Source organism: Aquitalea denitrificans (assembly GCF_009856625.1).
GTDB lineage: Bacteria > Pseudomonadota > Gammaproteobacteria > Burkholderiales > Chromobacteriaceae > Aquitalea > Aquitalea denitrificans.
Genome location: NZ_CP047241.1, coordinates 926,062 through 943,456, shown reverse-complemented (window position 1 = coordinate 943,456; position 17,395 = coordinate 926,062). Strand labels below are relative to the sequence as shown.

Genomic DNA, 17,395 nt, shown 5'->3' with positions numbered 1-17,395 from the left:
GTCAGGCCTGTCGTCGGACTGCTCTCCAGCCGGCAATCGGCACATCCGTGCTGATGTTCAGCCCACCAGCCGCTTTACCACATCCAGCAGCTTTTGCGGATCGAACGGTTTGACCAGCCATCCGGTTGCACCAGCCGCACGACCAAGCGATTTCATCTGATCGCTCGATTCAGTGGTCAGCATCAGGATGGGGGTGGCACCGTAAGGTGGTAGCTTGCGCAAGGCACGAATCAGATTGAGTCCATCCATACCCGGCATGTTCTGATCGGTCAGAATCAGGTCGAAGCGGTCTGCCTGAGCGCGCGCCAGTCCGCCATTGCCATCCACCGCCTCCACCACTTCATAGCCTGCACTTTTCAGGGTAAAGGTCACCATCTGGCGGATGGATGCCGAATCATCAACTGTCAGTACTTTCTTTGGCATGTTGTTCCCACTTTATCTTTCGTTCACGCTCAAAACAGATCAATGCTGCCGCTTTCCATATGGCCTTGCGCCACTGGATTGCTGGACAGGGTTTCCCGCAACGCGGACAAGCGGGCTGAGACGCGCTGCTCCCACTGACCTTGCTCCTGCTCCTGGGGCTGGTCGCTACTGAGCTCCATCATTTCTTCTATGCCATACAGACGCTTGCCGACATGGGCAATCAACTGCGACACCATGTCCTGAAACTGCAATGAGCGCACGGCATCCCCCACATGATCCGACAGCAGACCCACGCCATGGCGCAGCTGCGCAACCGACTCGGCCATCAGCGCATCCATGTCGCGCATGCGCGACGAGGTTTCATCCAGCCGTTGCTTGGCCTGCAGGGTAAACATCATGTCCTGCGAGGCCAGCTGATTGATCAAGCCTTCGGCATGGGTAACAGAACCATTCACCCGATTGATCAGATCGCGGATCTGCTCGCTGAACGATCCGGTCCGCCCCGACAAATGCCGCACTTCATCAGCGACAACGGCAAAACCGCGCCCCATTTCCCCCACCCGGGCCGCTTCGATTGAAGCATTGAGCGCCAGCATATTGGTTTGGTTGGTAATCGAATGAATCTCATCCAGCAGACGGATCACATCCTGCATCTCCCGCCCCATGGACTCCATCTGTTCAACCAGCAACATGGCCAGCCGGCTGTTTTCTACAGTCTTGTCGACAAAATTGGCCATTGCATTGGCAATCTCGGCCACAAAACCGGTAAATGAAATGGCATGCGCATCCATGCCAAGCTCGCCGCGTGCCAGCGATTCGGCCAGCTGCAACTGCGCGGCTGCCTCATGGGATAGGCCGGAAAAACTGTTGGCCAGCGTCAGGACCGCATCCTGGATCAGGGTCTGCACCCGTGCGACCTCATCCTTGGACTGGGAAATCTGGTCGTGGATGAAGTCGACACACTCAGGGCGGGACACTACGGCCACAGGATTGGTCTGGTCCGAAGCAGGCTGTTGCTGATCGCTCACCCGATCCTCCTCTGGGAACCATAAGATATAAATTACCCACAGCTGGCCAAGACTCAACACAATGGCCAGAGGCCAATACACATTGCCCCATCCTGCAAGCACCAGCCATGTCAGCCCAGAAGCAATGCAAAAACCACATCCTGCGAACCGTTGTTGCCGATATGAAAACCCCATGTTCCCCCCGGCCTGTCGAGATGTTGACAATGTACTAACTTCTTCATCTGACAATCCGTCTTGCAAATCAAGGAGGAAATGATGCAAAACATGTAAATGACTGAATCGGCAGCCTTAAAAAAAATATTTAAAGAAAGGCAGATCTCACCGATACCTGATCACTTACGTCATTTTCCATGCAATGCTTATTTGATGGTAAACATCTTGTTGAAGCAGGCAATTTCCAATACCTGCAATACGGTATCGCGGCAATTTACCAGCGACATGGCCTTCTTCTGGCTGGTTGCCCTTTCCTTCAGCAGCAACAGCATACCCAGCGCCGAGCTATCCAGAAAAGGAACCTGGTCGAAATCAACCTGGATCTCCTGCACCGCCGGATTTTCCAGCAGCTCCTGACTGGAGAGTCGAAAATCCTTGTGCAGATTGAAATCAAACTGCCCCACCAGCATCAGCGTGCCGACCTGACCTTCTACTTTTACAACTGGTTTCATTGCTTATCCCCTTGTTCATCTTGCTCATCGACAGCCCCCATCCCGCGGCAGGGGAGACTCAACTCAAAATAGGCACCACCTTCGGGGCGATCGCCACCCACCACCGAACCGGCCAGCTCCTCGGCTACCTTCTTCACAATCGACAGCCCAAGGCCGGTGCCACCAGGCCGTGTGGTGAAAAACGGCTCGAACAAGCGAGCCGGATCTGCACCATTCAAACCGACACCATCATCTTCAACGCGAAAATGTACCTGTTCGCCCTGTAGGCTCACCAACAAGCCGATCCGTCCGCCTTCCGGCGAGAAGTGCATGGCATTTTCCAGCAGATTGACCAAAGCCCCCTGCAAGGCCTTGCGATCACCCATTACCGTTATGGCAGAAGGGAGCAACTTATTGCAATCCCAAATCATGCCACGCTCATTACACTGTGGAATCAGCACCGCAGAAACATCCTCGACCAATGCATCGACTTCCAGCAATTCCAGCGCACTGGTCTGGCCCCGCACAAAACCCAGCATGTTCTGGATCAGCCCCTCCAGAGCCTTCATGCGCGCCAGGCTCTTGTCGACAAACTTGGCCCTATCTTCCGGCCGCAAGCCTTCCTGCTTCAGATTGGCTGTGTATAGCATGGCCGTTGCCAGCGGCGTGCGCAGCTGATGGGCAAGTGAGGCGGCCATTCCCCCCATTGCGGCCAGCTTCTGCTGGTGCGCCAGCTCAACAGTCAGATGATGCAGGCGGCTGACATCATGCAGCAATACAATACGCCCCCCGGAGGCCGGCAAGTCCTGATACTGCAAGGCCAGCCGGCGTTCGGTCTGCAGCCCCGGCAGGGTGTAGGTTCCATCCAGCTCGGAATGCGCCCATCCTGCCATCACACCATTCCAATTCAGTCCTTCATGCGCCCCCTGCAACAGCAAGCGGGCAGCCGGATTTTCTGCCACCACAGCACCATCGGCAGACAATTGCACGACACCAGCCGGCAAGGCCTCCAGCAACATACCAAGACGCTCGGCCAATTCAGCATTTTCGTCACGCTGCTTTCGCAATTGGTTGTTAGCCTCATCCAACTGGGCATTCAGTACATTGACCTGTACTTCAAGCTGGCGATAAGCATCAATCAACTGACTGGAGACTGTATTGAACTGCTCGAATGCCGCCTCAAGCATCTCCTGGTCTTTCAAATTTGATGCTGTCTTGGCCATGTTTTGCGTCTTATTTGTAAAAAGGACTTAAACAGTATGATAATGACTAAGTCTGAGCCAAGCCAACTTAAAGTCTGATCTTAACCAAGACAGTTTTCAAAGAAAGCTGGGAAAATGCATAACTGGCGTATACAACGGGAGTAATACGCCATAACAACGAACCGAGGCTGCGGAGGTTTCTGTGTCAGAGCTTCTTAAAAAAATCGATGCCAGAACAAAACTGGCAGGGACCAACAAGCTGGAAATCCTGCTGTTCTCCCTGGGTCACGACCAGCGTACCGGGAGAAAGGAAGTTTTCGGCATCAACGTATTCAAAGTCCGCGAAGTCATGCGGACGCCCGAAATCACTTCCGCTCCTGAAATGCCCTCCTCCGTCGAAGGCATGGTCAGCCTCCGTGGCTCGCTTGTCCCTGTCATCGATCTGGCCAAGTACGCCGGTATCGTCACCAGCAACAAGCCCGAAATCATGATCGTCACCGAGTATAACGGCCACACCCAGGGCTTCCTGGTCGAGGCGGTTGATACCATCCTGCGCCTCGACTGGTCCGCCATGCGCGTACCTCCTGACATGATCACCAACCGCATGGCCGGCCTCGTCACCGCCGTGACCGAGCTCGATCAGGGCACCCTCGTCATGATGATGGATGTCGAAAAAGTCCTGGCCGAAACCTCGCTGGTCGACGATTCCCATCACTTCATCAATATCGAGCCGGTCAAGGAAGAGCGCATGATCTTCTTTACCGACGATTCCGCTGTCGCACGCAAGCAGATCGAACGTACGCTTGAAGCCATGCAGATCAAGTATGCCTATGCCATCAATGGCATGCGCGCCTGGGAAGAACTCCAAAAAATGGCCATGCAGGCCGATCTCACCGGCAAACGCCTGAACGAGACCCTGCATCTGGTCCTTACCGATGTGGAAATGCCGGAAATGGATGGCTACATGCTCACCAAGCTGATCAAGAGCGATCCCCGCTTTGCCGGTATTCCCGTGCTGATGCACTCTTCCCTCTCCGGCAGTTCCAACCAGAAACTTGGCCAGTCGGTCGGGGTGGACGAGTATGTGTCCAAGTTTGAAGCCCAGAAGCTGTCGATGAAGTTGCGCGAAATGCTCAAGCTGACCAATAACTAAACCAGAACAGACTTCATCCGGGAGAGGTATCCAATATGTCAGCAACCGATGCATCCTTGCTTGCCAGCGTGGACGCCCGCACCAAGCTTGCCGGCTCCAACAAGATGGAAATCCTGCTGTTTTCCCTGGGCACCCGCGAAACCTTCGGCATCAATGTGTTCAAGGTGCGCGAAGTGTCCCAGACGCCAGCCATCACCAAAACCCCCAACATGCCCTTTGGCGTGCAGGGCGTGCTGTCGCTGCGCGGCAACATCATTCCGGTGATTTCGCTGGCGCGCTTTGTCGGCTCCGAGCAAAGCGGTCGCAAGTTCGACACCATGATCGTCACCGAATTCAACAAGAGTACCCAGGCTTTCCTGGTGGATTCTGTCGATCGCATCATCCGCGTGGACTGGGATCGCGTACGCGCTCCGGAAAACATGATGAGCACCAGCGCCACCAACTCCAACCTGATCACCGCGATTACCGAACTGGAAGACGGCAAGCTGGTTTCCATTCTGGATGTGGAACAGATTCTGGCCACCGTGGTGGGCGAACCGCGCCTGCCGGACATTCCGACCGCGCAGATGGAAACCGACCAGTATCTGTTCTTCGTGGACGACTCGGTGGTGGCACGCAAGGAAATCACCAGCGTGCTGGAAAAAATGGGCATCAAGTTCCAGCAGGCCACCAATGGCCGCGAAGCGTGGGAGCGTCTGCAGGTGCTGGCCAGCCGCACCTGGGGCGAAGATGAGTGTCTGCACGACTACCTGAAGATCATTCTGGTGGATGCGGAAATGCCGGAAATGGACGGCTATGTGCTGACCAAGCTGATCAAATCCGATGTCCGCTTCAAAGGCATCCCGGTTATCATGCACTCCTCGCTGTCGTCCAACGCCAACAAGGCCATGGGTTCCAGCGTGGGTGTCGATGCCTATGTTGCCAAATTCGATCCGGCAATACTGGCTGAAACTTTGATTCCATTCCTGCAGAGGTAACCGTTAAAATCAACGGCTCAATGGAATACCGACATTTCAGGACCTACCCAGATGCCAGATAAAAACATGCGATTCCTCGTTGTGGACGATTTCTCGACCATGAGACGCATTGTGCGCAACCTGCTGAAAGAGCTGGGCTTTACCAACGTCGACGAGGCCGAAGATGGCCAGGTGGCCTTGCACAAGCTGAAAACGCAACATTTCGACTTTATTGTTTCCGACTGGAACATGCCGAACATGACCGGCATCGAACTGCTGAAAGCGGTACGGGCCGACCAGCAGATCAAGCACCTGCCCTTCATGATGATTACCGCGGAAGCCAAGCGGGAAAACATCATCGAAGCCGCCATGGCCGGTGCCAGCGGTTACATCGTAAAGCCCTTCACTGCAGCAACACTGGAAGAAAAGATGAACAAGATCTTCCAGACCATGAACAAGTAAACCAATAAATAATAGCAAACAGACCTGCCTAGTCAGCACCGAGGAGAGGCCATCGTGCCGGATCACATTCTGGAAAGTGGAGATTCACCGGATCTCGAAGCACTGTTTGACAGCATTGCCAGTCAGCAAAAGGAAGTGGAAACTGTAGTCACCACAACGACGGTTGACGCCACAGGCAGCCTGCCCAGCACTGCTGTCATGTATGAGCAGATTGGCCAGTTGACCCGCAAGATGCACGATGCCCTACGCGACCTGGGCTATGACAAGTCGCTGGAAAAAGTGGCAGATGCCATTCCCGATGCCCGGGACAGACTGGGCTATATTGCCTCCTTGACCGAGAGTGCTGCCGAACGCGTACTCAATGCCACTGATCTGGCAAAACCGTATCAGGATGATCTGGAAAGCCGTGCCAAACTACTGGCAGCACGCTGGGAACAGCTGTATGCCAACCAGCTTTCCGTTGCAGAATTCAAGAATCTGGCTGAAGACACTCGCCAGTACCTGGGCCACGTGCCCAAGCAGACACAAGCCACCAATGTCCAGCTGCTGGAAATTGTGATGGCACAGGATTTTCAGGATCTCACCGGCCAAGTCATCAAGAAAATGATGGATATGGTGCATATACTGGAAACGGAATTGGTGGCCTTCCTGATCGAATTCTCGCCGGATTCGAAAAAGGCCGAACTGGACAACAATCTGCTGAACGGACCTGTAGTCAATCCCGAAGGCAGAACCGACGTGGTTTCCAGCCAACAGCAGGTCGATGACTTGCTGGAAAGCCTGGGCTTCTAAACAAAAAGCGGTGAACGTGTTAGCGGCATAAGCGGGGGTGAGAATATGAGCGATTTTGGCGGCATGGAAGAACTGCTACAAGACTTCCTGATGGAGTCTACCGATCTCTTGTCCGACGTGGACAACAAGCTGGTGGAACTGGAAAAGCGTCCTGAAGACAAGGCATTGCTGAACGATATTTTCCGGGGCTTTCACACCATCAAGGGCGGTGCCGGTTTTCTGAACGTTGGCCCGATGGTCAATCTGTGCCATCGCACGGAAAACCTGTTTGACAAGCTTCGCAATGGCGAGCTGCACATCACGCCGGAAGTCATGGACGTCATTCTTGATGCCACGGGCATCGTGCGTGACATGTTTGGCACGCTGGGACAGGGACTGATGGTGGCCGATGCCGATCCGGACGTACTCAATGCCCTGGATGCCGTACTATCCGGCCAGCAACTGAACAAGGCCGAAGAGCCGGCCCCGGCTCCGGTCGCGGTTGCAGCCCCGGCGGCAGCTGGCCCGGACTGGAATGCCCTGCACCAGGCCATCGTGCCACAAGCTGCACCGGCGGCAACTGCGGCCCATTCCGCCGCACCAGCACCTACTCCGGCAGCCCCGGCTCCTGCCGCTGCCGCACCGGCCCACGAACTGATCACCGCCGCCGAGCACCTGCCGGCTGTCAAGCCGCCGGCCAAGCCGGTAGCCAACAAGCAGCCCTCCAGCGCAGGCAACAGCAGCGGCCCGCAGGAAAATACCATCCGTATCGACACGGTTCGTCTGGACATGGTGCTGAACCTGTCCGGCGAAATCGGCCTAACCAAGAACCGTCTGACCACCCTGCGCACGGAAATCCTGCAGGGTAATCGCGACGGCAACACCCTGCGTTCGCTGGATGAAGCCATCAGCCAGCTTGACCTGCTGGTGGGCGATCTGCAAAACGCGGTGATGAAGACCCGCATGCAGCCGATTGGCCGCCTGTTCCAGAAGTACCCGCGCTTGGCGCGCGACCTGGCTCGCCAACTGGGCAAGGAAGTGGAACTGGTACTGTCCGGTGAAGAAACCGAGCTGGACAAGACCATGATCGAGGACCTCAACGATCCGCTGGTCCACCTGGTTCGCAACGCGGTAGACCATGGCGTCGAATCGCCAGAAGAACGCATTGCCTCCGGCAAGAAACCGCAATCGCTGATCCAGCTGACTGCCGAGCAAGTGGGCGACCACATCCAGATCGAAATCACCGACGATGGCAAGGGCATGAACCCGGACGCCCTGCGTCGCAAGGCCATCGAAAAGGGGCTGATCGATCAGGAAACCGCCAACGGTCTGGACGAAAAGCAATGCCTGCAGCTCATTTTCATGCCGGGCTTCTCCACCAAAGACCAGATCTCCAGCGTTTCCGGTCGCGGTGTCGGCATGGATGTGGTCCGTACCAATATCCAGAAGCTCAACGGTCGTATAGATATCAATTCGCTGCCAGGCGAAGGCACCCGCATCAGCATTTCGCTGCCGCTGACGCTGGCCATTTTGCCGGTGCTGGTGGTTCGTGCCTGCAACCAGCCGTTTGCCGTACCGCTGGCCATGGTGCGCGAAATCATCACCATCGATCCGAATGCCATCCAGGAAGTATCGGGCAAACCGACCATCGTGGTACGCGACGAGATCCTGCCGCTGCGCACGCTGGCGGGCCTGCTGGGCTGGGAGCCTACCCAGAAGCCTTACTTTGGTGTGCTGATGCAGTCGGCTGAAAAATCCTTCATCCTCGCCATCGACTCCTTTGTAGGGCGTGACGATGTTGTCATCAAACCGCTGCAGAATATCCGCCCCAAGGGCGTGGCTGGTGCCACCCTGTCTGGCGATGGCTCGGTGGTTCTGGTTCTGGACATGGAAGATCTGCTCAGTTCCAGCGATGGCACCAATGGCCAGGTAAGGACCTCGGAGCTGATTTCCGTATAAAAAAACCAAAACTGGCAAGCTTTAATGACCACACAAAGCGCCTTCATTGGCCGACAAACGGTTTTGAACCGCAACCAGCAGCTCATCGGGTATGAGCTGCTTTTTCGTGCAAGCCAGGAAGCAAGCTCGGTTGGCCCACACAGCGAGCTGCAGGCTGATACTGATGTATTGGTCAATACCCTGAACAATATGGGAACCAGTTGGCTGATCGGCAACAAGCTGGCTTTCATCAATGTCGGTGAGGCCATGCTGACCAGCGACTTCCTGGAACTACTGCCACCGCGCCGGGTGATTCTGGACATCGCACCGGACATCAGCCCGTCCAGCGAACTGCTGTCACGAGCACGCCATCTGCGCTCGCTGGGCTTTGGCATTGCACTGGACGATTTCTCATTCGAGGCACAGTCGGCAGCGTTTCTGGAATTCGCCAACTACGTCAAGCTGGATATCCAGAACCGCGATGCCAACCACTTCCAGGTGCTGGCAGCCCGATTGCGCAGCTACCCGGTCATCCGCATTGCCGAGCGGGTGGAAACGCACGAGCAATACCATCTCTGCAAGGAGCTGGGCATGGATGGCTTTCAGGGCTATTACTTTGCCAGACCTGAAACCTTATCCGCCAAGGTAATTCATCCCACCTTCAGCAATGCGCTGGAATTGCTCAACCTGCTACGAATGGATGCTGATCTGCGCCAGGTTGAGCAGATTCTGAAGCGTGATGTCGCCCTGTCATACAAGCTGCTGCGCTATGTCAACTCGGCCGCTGCAGGTCTGAACACCACTATCAGCTCCTTCTCCCATGCCGTCACCGTGCTGGGCTACAAAAAGCTCTACCGCTGGCTGACCCTGCTGCTGGTAACCGCATCCGACGATGGGCGCGCTCCTCCTGCCCTGCAGAAAACCGCCGTGACACGGGGCCGCTTCATGGAGCTGCTGGGTGAACAGCAGGGACTGAATCACGACGACTGCGACAATCTGTTCATCGTGGGCATGTTCAGCCTGCTGGATGTCTTGTTCGACATGCCGATGGACAATATTCTTGAACACCTGCAATTGCCGGTCTGCATCATCGAAGCCCTAGCCGAGCACAAAGGCCAGATGGGGATGCTGCTGCAGTTGGCCAAAGCCTGCGAGGATGGTCAACTGAACGGCGTTGCCGAACTATGCACTCAACTGCAACTGAGCGCACAGCAGCTTAATCAAGCACATGTATCGGCACTCGCCTGGGTGGAGGATCTGGGCTTATAATTGCCAGCCCTCCAGCCGGTCACCATGTCTCGATGAAACTGTTAGCCATAGACACCTCCAGCAGTTACCTGTCCCTCGCCCTCAGCCTGGATGGCAAGCTGTATTCCTTTCACGAGGAAATGGGTCAGAAGCATGCTGAGCGCACGTTACCGGAAATCGAGCGTTTGCTGCAGCAGGCAGACATTGCCCTGAGCGGACTGGACGCCATCGCCTTCGGGCAGGGACCAGGCTCCTTTACCGGCCTGCGCATTGCCTGCGGTCTGGCACAGGGATTGGCTTTCTCAGCCCAGTTACCAGTTATTGGCATTCCCACACTGGATGCCGTAGCCCACCAAAGCGGGGCCGAAAAGGTTCTGGTCTGCCTGGACGCACGTATGCAGCAGGTTTATTGCGCAGCCTATCAGACCGGCCCCCAGTGGCAGCGGCTGAGTCCGATTACCTTGCAGGACCCACAAGACGTCATCCTGCCAGAGGGCATCAGCATGTTGGCCGGCGATGGCTTCACCAATTACCCGGCCCTGCTGATGCAGCAACGCGACAACACCGCACACACCGGCGTGCTGCGGGCCGATGCACGGGCACATGCAGAGCTGGCGCAAAGTGGCCGCTACCCGCTGCAACATCCACGCGAGGCCGAGCTGCTCTACGTCCGCAACAAGGTCGCACTGACTTCGCTCGAACAACAGGCGCTCAAGGGATGAGCAAGGTCAGCCGCTATCAGCCGGAAAACGCCCAGGCCCTGGCCGCGCGCGAATCTGCGGCTACCCCGCATGGCTGGAGTGCGCGCAATTATCAGGACTCTATCGCGTCCGCCCATGTTTTTTACCGACTGGAACAGGAAAGCAGCGGCACCGCCGTTGTCATGCCTCTGCTGGATGAAGCCGAACTGCTCAATATCTTTGTCGCCCCCGAGCAGCAAGGTCAGGGACTGGGCCAGATTTTGCTATCCGGCATCATGGCAGACCTGAAACAGCACGGTTGCCACCGGCTGTTTCTTGAGGTGCGCACCAGCAATCAACCCGCCATCAGGCTTTATCAACGCTGCGGCTTTCAACAAAGTGGCTTGCGCAAAAATTATTACCCATCGGTCAACGGTACACGCGAGCATGCCATCCTGATGGAGGCTCTCCTGTGAGCCGGAGCCGATTTGTCCAGCAAGCCATGGGACTGGGTCCGCAATGGCAGGCTCGCGAAGGCTGGTTCGATCAGCATCCGGCCGAACTGGAAAAACAAGCCCTGTTGCAAACCGCGCAAGTGCAGCAAGCAGAGATGGCCGCCACGATCAGCTCACTTGAGCCAGAGCAGCCAAGCACACCAATGCCAGCAGTCGAGCTACCGCGCAGTGCCAACCTGCCCCCTGTGGCAGTCAATGTCACGACGGCACCTGTCTCCGCGCCCGAGGCAGCAAACCCAGCCATACTCATCTCCCCTGCAGTGGAAGTTGCAATACCAAGCTGGGATCAGTTGGAGCAGAACGTGGCCAACTGCCAGCGCTGCCAGCTGTGCAATACGCGCAGCCAGACGGTATTTGGCCGGGGTAATCCGCAGGCCCGCTGGATGCTGATTGGCGAAGCGCCCGGAGAGCACGAGGACAGGCAAGGCGAACCCTTTGTAGGCAAAGCCGGACAGCTGCTGGACAATATGCTGGCAGCCGCCGGACTGGATCGCGACCGTGACGTCTACATTGCCAATGTGCTCAAATGCCGGCCGCCGGGTAATCGCAACCCCGCCCCGGAAGAAATCCTTGCCTGTCAGGATTATCTGCAGCAGCAAATCCGCCACGTGCAGCCTACCCTGATCCTGGCCCTGGGGCGCTTTGCCGTGCAAACCCTGCTGCAAACCGAGCAAACCATAGGCCGTTTACGCGGCCAGTTGCATCAATATCAGGGCATACCGCTGATCGCCACCTATCACCCGGCCTATCTGCTGCGCAATCTGCCGGACAAAGCCAAGGCCTGGCAGGACATGGTGCTGGCCAAACAGCAATTCGCCCGCCTCAGCCAGTCTGTCTGATCCCACCTGACCTCAGTCAGCCATACACCCCGCGTAGCCAGCGCTGGTAGATGGCATCCGCCTGGGCATGGCTTTGCGCCATGCCCGCCTCCAATGAAGCGGCAATCTCATCGACCGACATCACACTGGGCAGGTCGTGGCCATCGATTTCCTGATAACCCACTTGCAGCCACTGACGAATCATTTCCACCTTCACTTCACAATGAAACTGCATGCCTAGATGCTTGCCGGCATAGAGATAGGCCTGATTGCAACAGTAGGTACTGCTGGCCAGCAAGCTGGCCCCCTCTGGCAGTGCAAAAGTATCGCTGTGCCACTGGAACACCCGTGGGGCATGCCTATCACCAAACCACTCCCCAGCCACTCCGGCCGAACTGGCCCGCAGGTCGACCCAGCCTATTTCCGGAATATCCGCCTTGTACACATGGGCACCCAAAGCCAGCGCCAGCAACTGACCACCCAGGCAGTGACCGATAACTGGCACATCCTCCGCTACTGCAGCACGCAGAAAATCGACTTCAGGCAGAATCCAGTCATGATCGGCTACATCATGCACACTCATCGGTCCGCCAAAACTGGCGACTCCGGCATAGGCGCTGACGTCATCCGGTAGTACATCACCGTCATAGACCCTGAAAATGCACGAGGGGATGGCATGCTGATTCAGATAATCAAGAAAATATTCAGGACCATCCAGCGCAAGGTGCTGAATGATGACAATCGGCTTCATGTGGCTTCCTCTGCATTGTTCCGGTAATCATCGACAACAAATGATCACAAAAATAATGAATAGGAAAATATAGAGGATAATCCGCCTGTAGCGGAATATATTTGATCAAAAAAGAAATGGATATAGAAGAGGATACGTAACTACATAAACTACAGGCAATAAAAAACCCTTCTCCGTGCACCAGAGAAGGGCTCTTCGACGTTACCGAAAAACAAGCTTACTTCAGCTTGGTTTCCTTGTAGATAACGTGTTTACGGGCAACGGGATCAAATTTTTTGATCTCCATTTTTTCCGGCATCGTGCGCTTGTTCTTCGTAGTAGTGTAGAAGTGGCCAGTGCCGGCGGTGGATTCAAGCTTGATTTTATCGCGCATTGTATTACCTATCTGTCGCTATCTAGAGGACCGCTTAGATCTCGCCGCGAGCGCGCAGATCAGCCAGCACTACATCGATACCAACTTTATCGATAGTACGCAGTGCAGCGTTGGATACGCGCAGGCGCACCCAGCGGTTTTCGCTTTCTACCCAGAACTTGCGGTACTGCAAGTTCGGCAGGAAACGACGTTTCGTCTTGTTGTTGGCGTGGGAAACATTGTTCCCGGTCATCGGACGTTTGCCGGTGACTTTGCAAACACGCGCCATGTTAACACTCCCAAAACCGGTAAAAGCTGGCTTTATACCATGAAAAAAGCCAGCGATTCAAGCATGATGCGCACTTTCCGTGGAAAGCACGATCTCGTATATGAAACAGTCGGGGCGCATTGTAACGGAATTACCACAAACAGGCGAGCACAAGCTGATATCCAGCCACAGAAGTGTTGCATTCATTGTTACAACAAGCAGTGCCATAGCGGTTCAAATCCAAGCGATTTCAGGTTAAAATCCCGGATTCCCATAGAGCCGTAATTCCATGACCAAGTATATCTTCGTAACCGGCGGTGTGGTGTCTTCCCTGGGGAAGGGCATTGCCGCTGCGTCCATTGCTGCCATTCTTGAGTCGCGCGGGCTGAAAGTCACCATGCTGAAGCTCGACCCGTACATCAATGTCGATCCGGGTACCATGAGCCCCTTCCAGCACGGTGAAGTATTCGTGACGGAAGACGGTGCCGAAACCGACCTCGACCTTGGCCACTATGAGCGCTTCATCAAATCCAAGATGAAGAAGAGCAACAACTTCACCACTGGTCAGGTTTACGAATCCGTCATCACCAAGGAGCGCCGCGGCGACTACCTGGGTGGTACCGTGCAGGTCATCCCGCACATCACCGACGAAATCAAGCACAAGGTGCATGAAGGCGCGGGCGATGCTGATGTGGCCATCGTCGAAATCGGCGGCACCGTGGGTGACATCGAATCCCTGCCCTTCCTGGAAGCCATTCGCCAGCTGCGCTCCAACCTGGGCCGCAAGAACACCATGTACGTGCATCTGTCCTACGTACCGTTCATTGCCACCGCAGGCGAAATCAAGACCAAGCCGACCCAGCACTCGGTAAAAGAGCTGCGTGAAATCGGCATCCAGCCGGACATCCTGCTGTGCCGTATGGACCGCGAACTGCCGGCCGACGAGAAGCGCAAGATCGCCCTGTTCTGTAATGTCGAAGAAAACGCCGTCATCGGCTGCTACGACTCGGACTCCATCTACAAAGTCCCGGCGATGCTGCACGAACAAGGCATTGACGACATCATCACCGAACACATGCAGCTGGACATCCCGCCGGCAGACCTGTCGGTATGGGCTGGCATCATCGATGCCATCGAGCATCCGGAACAAACCGTCAACATCGCCATGGTCGGCAAGTATGTTGACCTGACCGAATCCTACAAGTCGCTGTCGGAAGCCTTGAAGCACGCAGGCATTCACACCCGCTCCGACGTCAACATCATCTACGTCGATTCCGAAGACATCGAGCGTGACGGTGCCGAATCGCTGAAGGACATGGATGCCATCCTGGTTCCGGGTGGCTTTGGCAAACGCGGTGTGGAAGGCAAGATCAAGGCGGTGAAGTTTGCCCGTGAGAACAATATCCCTTACATGGGTATCTGTCTGGGCATGCAGATTGCGCTGATCGAATATGCGCGTGATGTTGCCGGTCTTGCCGGTGCCAACTCAACCGAGTTCGATCTGGATACCGATTACCCGGTTGTTGCCCTGATCGACGAGTGGGTCAACCATGATGGCAAGATCGAAAAGCGCGACGAAAACTCCAACCTGGGCGGCACCATGCGTCTGGGCGGTCAGCACTGCGATCTGGTAGACGGTTCACTGGCGGCACGCGTATACGGTGCCACCGACATCGTCGAGCGTCACCGTCACCGCTACGAAGTCAACAACTACTACGTACAGCGCCTGGAAGCTGCCGGCCTGACCATTTCCGGCCGCTCCGCCGGTCATGAAAAGCTGGTGGAAACCATCGAGCTGAAAGACCACCGCTGGTTCTTCGCTTGCCAGTTCCACCCGGAGTTCACCTCTACCCCGCGCGATGGCCACCCGCTGTTCAAGGCCTATGTGCAGGCAGCCATCGACTACAAGGCTGAAAAGCAAGGGAAATAAGCATGAAACTGTGCGGATTCGAAGTCGGCCTGAACCAGCCCCTGTTCCTGATCGCAGGCCCCTGCGTCATCGAAAGCGAGCAGATGGCACTGGATACTGCCGGTCAGCTGAAGGAAATCACCAGCGAACTGGGCATCAACTTCATCTACAAGTCGAGCTACGACAAGGCCAACCGGTCCTCCGGTACCTCCTTCCGTGGCTTTGGCATTGATGAAGGCCTGCGCATTCTGGACGAAGTGAAACGCCAGATCGGCGTTCCGGTCTTGACCGATGTGCACGCCGAGAGTGAAATCGCCCAGGTTGCCAGCGTGGTGGACGTACTGCAGACCCCGGCCTTCCTGTGCCGTCAGACTGACTTCATCCGCGCCGTGGCCCAGTGCGGCAAGCCGGTGAACATCAAGAAGGGGCAGTTCCTGGCCCCGGGTGATATGAAGAATGTCATCGACAAGGCGCGTGCTGCCGCCAAGGAAGCCGGCCTGCCGGAAGACAGTTTCATGAGCTGCGAACGCGGCGTATCGTTCGGCTACAACAATCTGGTATCCGACATGCGCTCGCTGATGATCATGCGCGAAACCGGCTGCCCGGTGGTTTACGATGCCACCCACTCGGTACAGCTGCCTGGCGGACAGGGTAGCTCCTCCGGTGGCCAGCGCGAATTCGTGCCGGTACTGGCCCGCGCAGCCGTAGCAGCCGGTATTGCCGGCATCTTCATGGAAACCCACCCCAATCCGGCCTGCGCCATGTCGGACGGCCCGAATGCCTGGCCGCTGGGTCGCATGAAAGAGCTGCTGGCCACACTGCAACAGCTGGATAGCCTGGTGAAGCAAAGTGCCTGGCCGGAACACTCGCTGTAATACGTTTTCGCTCTATCTGTGGTAACAAGTTTTCTGCGGCCAGCCACCTTTCAAAGAGGGCTGGCCGGCAATGATACGGTTAACCAAGCAAAGCAATTGAAGGGGACAAGTATGAGTTCGATCATTGACGTAGTAGCCCGCGAGATTCTCGACTCCCGCGGCAATCCGACCGTTGAAGCCGATGTCCTGCTGGAATCCGGCGTGATGGGCCGCGCCGCCGTACCGAGCGGTGCCTCCACCGGCGAAAAGGAAGCGCTGGAACTGCGTGACGGCGACAAGAGCCGCTACCTGGGCAAGGGCGTGCTGAAGGCCGTTGAAAACATCAATACCGAAATCTGCGAAGCCATCATCGGCCTCGACGCCGCCGACCAGGCCTTCATCGACAAGACCCTGATCGAACTGGACGGTACCGAAACCAAATCTCGTCTGGGTGCCAACGCCATGCTGGCCGTATCCATGGCCGTAGCCCGCGCTGCTGCCGAAGATGCCGGCCTGCCGCTGTACCGCTACCTGGGTGGTGCCGGCCCGATGGCACTGCCGCTGCCGATGATGAACGTGATCAATGGTGGTGCACACGCCAATAACACCCTGGACATCCAGGAATTCATGATCATGCCGGTGGGCGCGCAAACCTTCCGCGAAGCGCTGCGCTGTGGTGCTGAAGTATTCCACACCCTGAAAAAGCTGTGCGACAGCAAGGGCTACGCTACCACCGTGGGTGACGAAGGCGGCTTTGCCCCCAACCTGGCCAGCCACGAAGACGCCATCAAGCTGATTCTGGAAGCCATCGACGCTGCCGGTTATGTTGCTGGCCAGGATGTGATGCTGGCACTGGACTGCGCCTCCTCCGAGTTCTACAAGGATGGCAAGTACCACCTGACCGCTGAAGGCCTGCAACTGACTTCCGAGCAGTTTGCCGACTACCTGGAAACCCTGGTCAACAACTATCCGATCATCTCCATCGAAGATGGCATGAGCGAACACGACTGGGACGGCTGGAAAATCCTGACCGACCGCTTGGGCAAGCGCATCCAGCTGGTGGGCGACGACGTATTCGTCACCAACCCGAAAATCCTGGCCAAGGGCATCGAAGCCGGCATCTGCAACTCGCTGCTGGTGAAGGTAAACCAGATCGGCACCCTGTCGGAAACCCTGAAAGCGGTTGACCTGGCCAAGCGCTCCAGCTATACCAGCGTCATGAGCCATCGTTCCGGCGAAACCGAAGACAGCACCATTGCCGATCTGGCCGTTGCCACCAACTGCATGCAGATCAAGACCGGCTCACTGTCCCGCTCCGACCGCATGGCCAAGTACAACCAGCTGCTGCGTATCGAAGAAGAACTGGGTGATGCTGCCTGGTTCCCGGGCCGTGCTGCCTTCTACCACCTGAAGTAAGCTGAAC

19 protein-coding genes are annotated in these 17,395 nt (G+C 56.4%); 12 read left to right on the top strand and 7 right to left on the bottom strand.

Annotated elements, in window-relative coordinates; translation table 11 throughout:
- Positions 1–57: 57 nt before the first annotated feature.
- The 4 genes from GSR16_RS04355 to GSR16_RS04340 all read right to left on the bottom strand — a co-directional run bounded on the left by GSR16_RS04355 (position 58) and on the right by GSR16_RS04340 (position 3,297).
- Positions 58–423, bottom strand: a complete 366-nt coding sequence (locus GSR16_RS04355; protein WP_159875316.1) for a response regulator — start codon at positions 421–423, stop codon at positions 58–60.
- Between the two features lie 29 nt (positions 424–452).
- The gene (locus GSR16_RS04350; protein ID WP_205677493.1) at positions 453–1,451 is read right to left on the bottom strand and encodes a methyl-accepting chemotaxis protein; all 999 of its coding nucleotides are present in this window, start codon (positions 1,449–1,451) and stop codon (positions 453–455) included.
- Between the two features lie 359 nt (positions 1,452–1,810).
- A complete protein-coding gene (locus GSR16_RS04345) occupies positions 1,811–2,116 on the bottom strand; it encodes an STAS domain-containing protein (protein ID WP_159875314.1) in 306 nt (101 codons plus the stop codon).
- Positions 2,113–3,297 carry a sensor histidine kinase gene (locus tag GSR16_RS04340; RefSeq protein ID WP_159875313.1) on the bottom strand — a complete coding sequence of 395 codons (1,185 nt, stop codon included), beginning with the start codon at positions 3,295–3,297 and terminating at the stop codon, positions 2,113–2,115. Before GSR16_RS04340 ends, GSR16_RS04345 begins: the two co-directional genes overlap by 4 nt.
- A gap of 202 nt (positions 3,298–3,499) precedes the next feature.
- Between GSR16_RS04340 and GSR16_RS04335 the strand changes: the two genes are divergently transcribed.
- The 9 genes from GSR16_RS04335 to GSR16_RS04295 are packed head-to-tail and all read left to right on the top strand — an operon-like array spanning position 3,500 to position 11,859.
- Entirely contained in the window at positions 3,500–4,450 is a 951-nt protein-coding gene (locus tag GSR16_RS04335) for a chemotaxis protein (protein WP_159875312.1), read from the top strand.
- A gap of 35 nt (positions 4,451–4,485) precedes the next feature.
- The gene (locus GSR16_RS04330) at positions 4,486–5,427 is read left to right on the top strand and encodes a chemotaxis protein (protein WP_159875311.1); all 942 of its coding nucleotides are present in this window, start codon (positions 4,486–4,488) and stop codon (positions 5,425–5,427) included.
- 51 nt (positions 5,428–5,478) lie between these two features.
- A complete protein-coding gene (gene cheY, locus GSR16_RS04325; protein WP_082693990.1) occupies positions 5,479–5,868 on the top strand; it encodes a chemotaxis response regulator CheY in 390 nt (129 codons plus the stop codon).
- 54 nt (positions 5,869–5,922) lie between these two features.
- Positions 5,923–6,660, top strand: coding sequence for a protein phosphatase CheZ (cheZ, locus tag GSR16_RS04320; protein ID WP_159875310.1), 738 nt, complete (start codon positions 5,923–5,925; stop codon positions 6,658–6,660).
- 45 nt (positions 6,661–6,705) lie between these two features.
- Complete coding sequence (locus tag GSR16_RS04315) at positions 6,706–8,598, top strand: chemotaxis protein CheA (protein ID WP_159875309.1); 1,893 nt, start codon at positions 6,706–6,708, stop codon at positions 8,596–8,598.
- Positions 8,599–8,622: 24 nt separating this feature from the next.
- A complete protein-coding gene (locus GSR16_RS04310) occupies positions 8,623–9,846 on the top strand; it encodes an EAL and HDOD domain-containing protein (RefSeq protein WP_159875308.1) in 1,224 nt (407 codons plus the stop codon).
- A gap of 32 nt (positions 9,847–9,878) precedes the next feature.
- Positions 9,879–10,547, top strand: a complete 669-nt coding sequence (gene tsaB / locus GSR16_RS04305) for a tRNA (adenosine(37)-N6)-threonylcarbamoyltransferase complex dimerization subunit type 1 TsaB (protein ID WP_159875307.1) — start codon at positions 9,879–9,881, stop codon at positions 10,545–10,547.
- The gene (rimI, locus tag GSR16_RS04300) at positions 10,544–10,981 is read left to right on the top strand and encodes a ribosomal protein S18-alanine N-acetyltransferase (protein WP_159875306.1); all 438 of its coding nucleotides are present in this window, start codon (positions 10,544–10,546) and stop codon (positions 10,979–10,981) included. The genes tsaB and rimI overlap by 4 nt, the downstream gene beginning before the upstream one ends.
- Positions 10,978–11,859: a uracil-DNA glycosylase gene (locus GSR16_RS04295; RefSeq protein ID WP_159875305.1), complete on the top strand. Its 882-nt coding sequence runs from the start codon at positions 10,978–10,980 to the stop codon at positions 11,857–11,859. Before rimI ends, GSR16_RS04295 begins: the two co-directional genes overlap by 4 nt.
- 16 nt (positions 11,860–11,875) lie before the next feature.
- Here the strand turns inward: GSR16_RS04295 and GSR16_RS04290 are convergent, their stop codons facing one another.
- From GSR16_RS04290 to rpmB, 3 genes are all read right to left on the bottom strand, one after another.
- Positions 11,876–12,589 (bottom strand): type 1 glutamine amidotransferase, encoded by a 714-nt coding sequence (locus tag GSR16_RS04290; protein WP_159875304.1) that lies wholly within the window; start codon positions 12,587–12,589, stop codon positions 11,876–11,878.
- A gap of 217 nt (positions 12,590–12,806) precedes the next feature.
- Positions 12,807–12,962 (bottom strand): 50S ribosomal protein L33, encoded by a 156-nt coding sequence (rpmG, locus tag GSR16_RS04285; protein WP_028453358.1) that lies wholly within the window; start codon positions 12,960–12,962, stop codon positions 12,807–12,809.
- Positions 12,963–12,996: 34 nt separating this feature from the next.
- Positions 12,997–13,230, bottom strand: coding sequence for a 50S ribosomal protein L28 (gene rpmB, locus GSR16_RS04280; RefSeq protein ID WP_011137003.1), 234 nt, complete (start codon positions 13,228–13,230; stop codon positions 12,997–12,999).
- Positions 13,231–13,498: 268 nt separating this feature from the next.
- Between rpmB and GSR16_RS04275 the strand changes: the two genes are divergently transcribed.
- The 3 genes from GSR16_RS04275 to eno all read left to right on the top strand — a co-directional run bounded on the left by GSR16_RS04275 (position 13,499) and on the right by eno (position 17,388).
- Positions 13,499–15,139, top strand: a complete 1,641-nt coding sequence (locus GSR16_RS04275) for a CTP synthase (RefSeq protein ID WP_159875303.1) — start codon at positions 13,499–13,501, stop codon at positions 15,137–15,139.
- Positions 15,140–15,141: 2 nt separating this feature from the next.
- Positions 15,142–15,993, top strand: coding sequence for a 3-deoxy-8-phosphooctulonate synthase (gene kdsA, locus GSR16_RS04270; RefSeq protein ID WP_159875302.1), 852 nt, complete (start codon positions 15,142–15,144; stop codon positions 15,991–15,993).
- A gap of 111 nt (positions 15,994–16,104) precedes the next feature.
- Positions 16,105–17,388, top strand: a complete 1,284-nt coding sequence (gene eno / locus GSR16_RS04265) for a phosphopyruvate hydratase (protein ID WP_159875301.1) — start codon at positions 16,105–16,107, stop codon at positions 17,386–17,388.
- The last annotated feature ends 7 nt before the right edge of the window (positions 17,389–17,395 follow it).

Coding starts and splice junctions, on each gene's coding strand:
- GSR16_RS04355 (WP_159875316.1), bottom strand. CDS start 423: ATGCCAAAGAAAGTACTGACAGTTGATGATTCGGCATCCATCCGCCAG.
- GSR16_RS04345 (WP_159875314.1), bottom strand. CDS start 2,116: ATGAAACCAGTTGTAAAAGTAGAAGGTCAGGTCGGCACGCTGATGCTG.
- GSR16_RS04330 (WP_159875311.1), top strand. CDS start 4,486: ATGTCAGCAACCGATGCATCCTTGCTTGCCAGCGTGGACGCCCGCACC.
- cheY (WP_082693990.1), top strand. CDS start 5,479: ATGCCAGATAAAAACATGCGATTCCTCGTTGTGGACGATTTCTCGACC.
- GSR16_RS04315 (WP_159875309.1), top strand. CDS start 6,706: ATGAGCGATTTTGGCGGCATGGAAGAACTGCTACAAGACTTCCTGATG.
- GSR16_RS04310 (WP_159875308.1), top strand. CDS start 8,623: ATGACCACACAAAGCGCCTTCATTGGCCGACAAACGGTTTTGAACCGC.
- tsaB (WP_159875307.1), top strand. CDS start 9,879: ATGAAACTGTTAGCCATAGACACCTCCAGCAGTTACCTGTCCCTCGCC.
- rimI (WP_159875306.1), top strand. CDS start 10,544: ATGAGCAAGGTCAGCCGCTATCAGCCGGAAAACGCCCAGGCCCTGGCC.
- GSR16_RS04290 (WP_159875304.1), bottom strand. CDS start 12,589: ATGAAGCCGATTGTCATCATTCAGCACCTTGCGCTGGATGGTCCTGAA.
- rpmG (WP_028453358.1), bottom strand. CDS start 12,962: ATGCGCGATAAAATCAAGCTTGAATCCACCGCCGGCACTGGCCACTTC.
- rpmB (WP_011137003.1), bottom strand. CDS start 13,230: ATGGCGCGTGTTTGCAAAGTCACCGGCAAACGTCCGATGACCGGGAAC.
- GSR16_RS04275 (WP_159875303.1), top strand. CDS start 13,499: ATGACCAAGTATATCTTCGTAACCGGCGGTGTGGTGTCTTCCCTGGGG.
- kdsA (WP_159875302.1), top strand. CDS start 15,142: ATGAAACTGTGCGGATTCGAAGTCGGCCTGAACCAGCCCCTGTTCCTG.
- eno (WP_159875301.1), top strand. CDS start 16,105: ATGAGTTCGATCATTGACGTAGTAGCCCGCGAGATTCTCGACTCCCGC.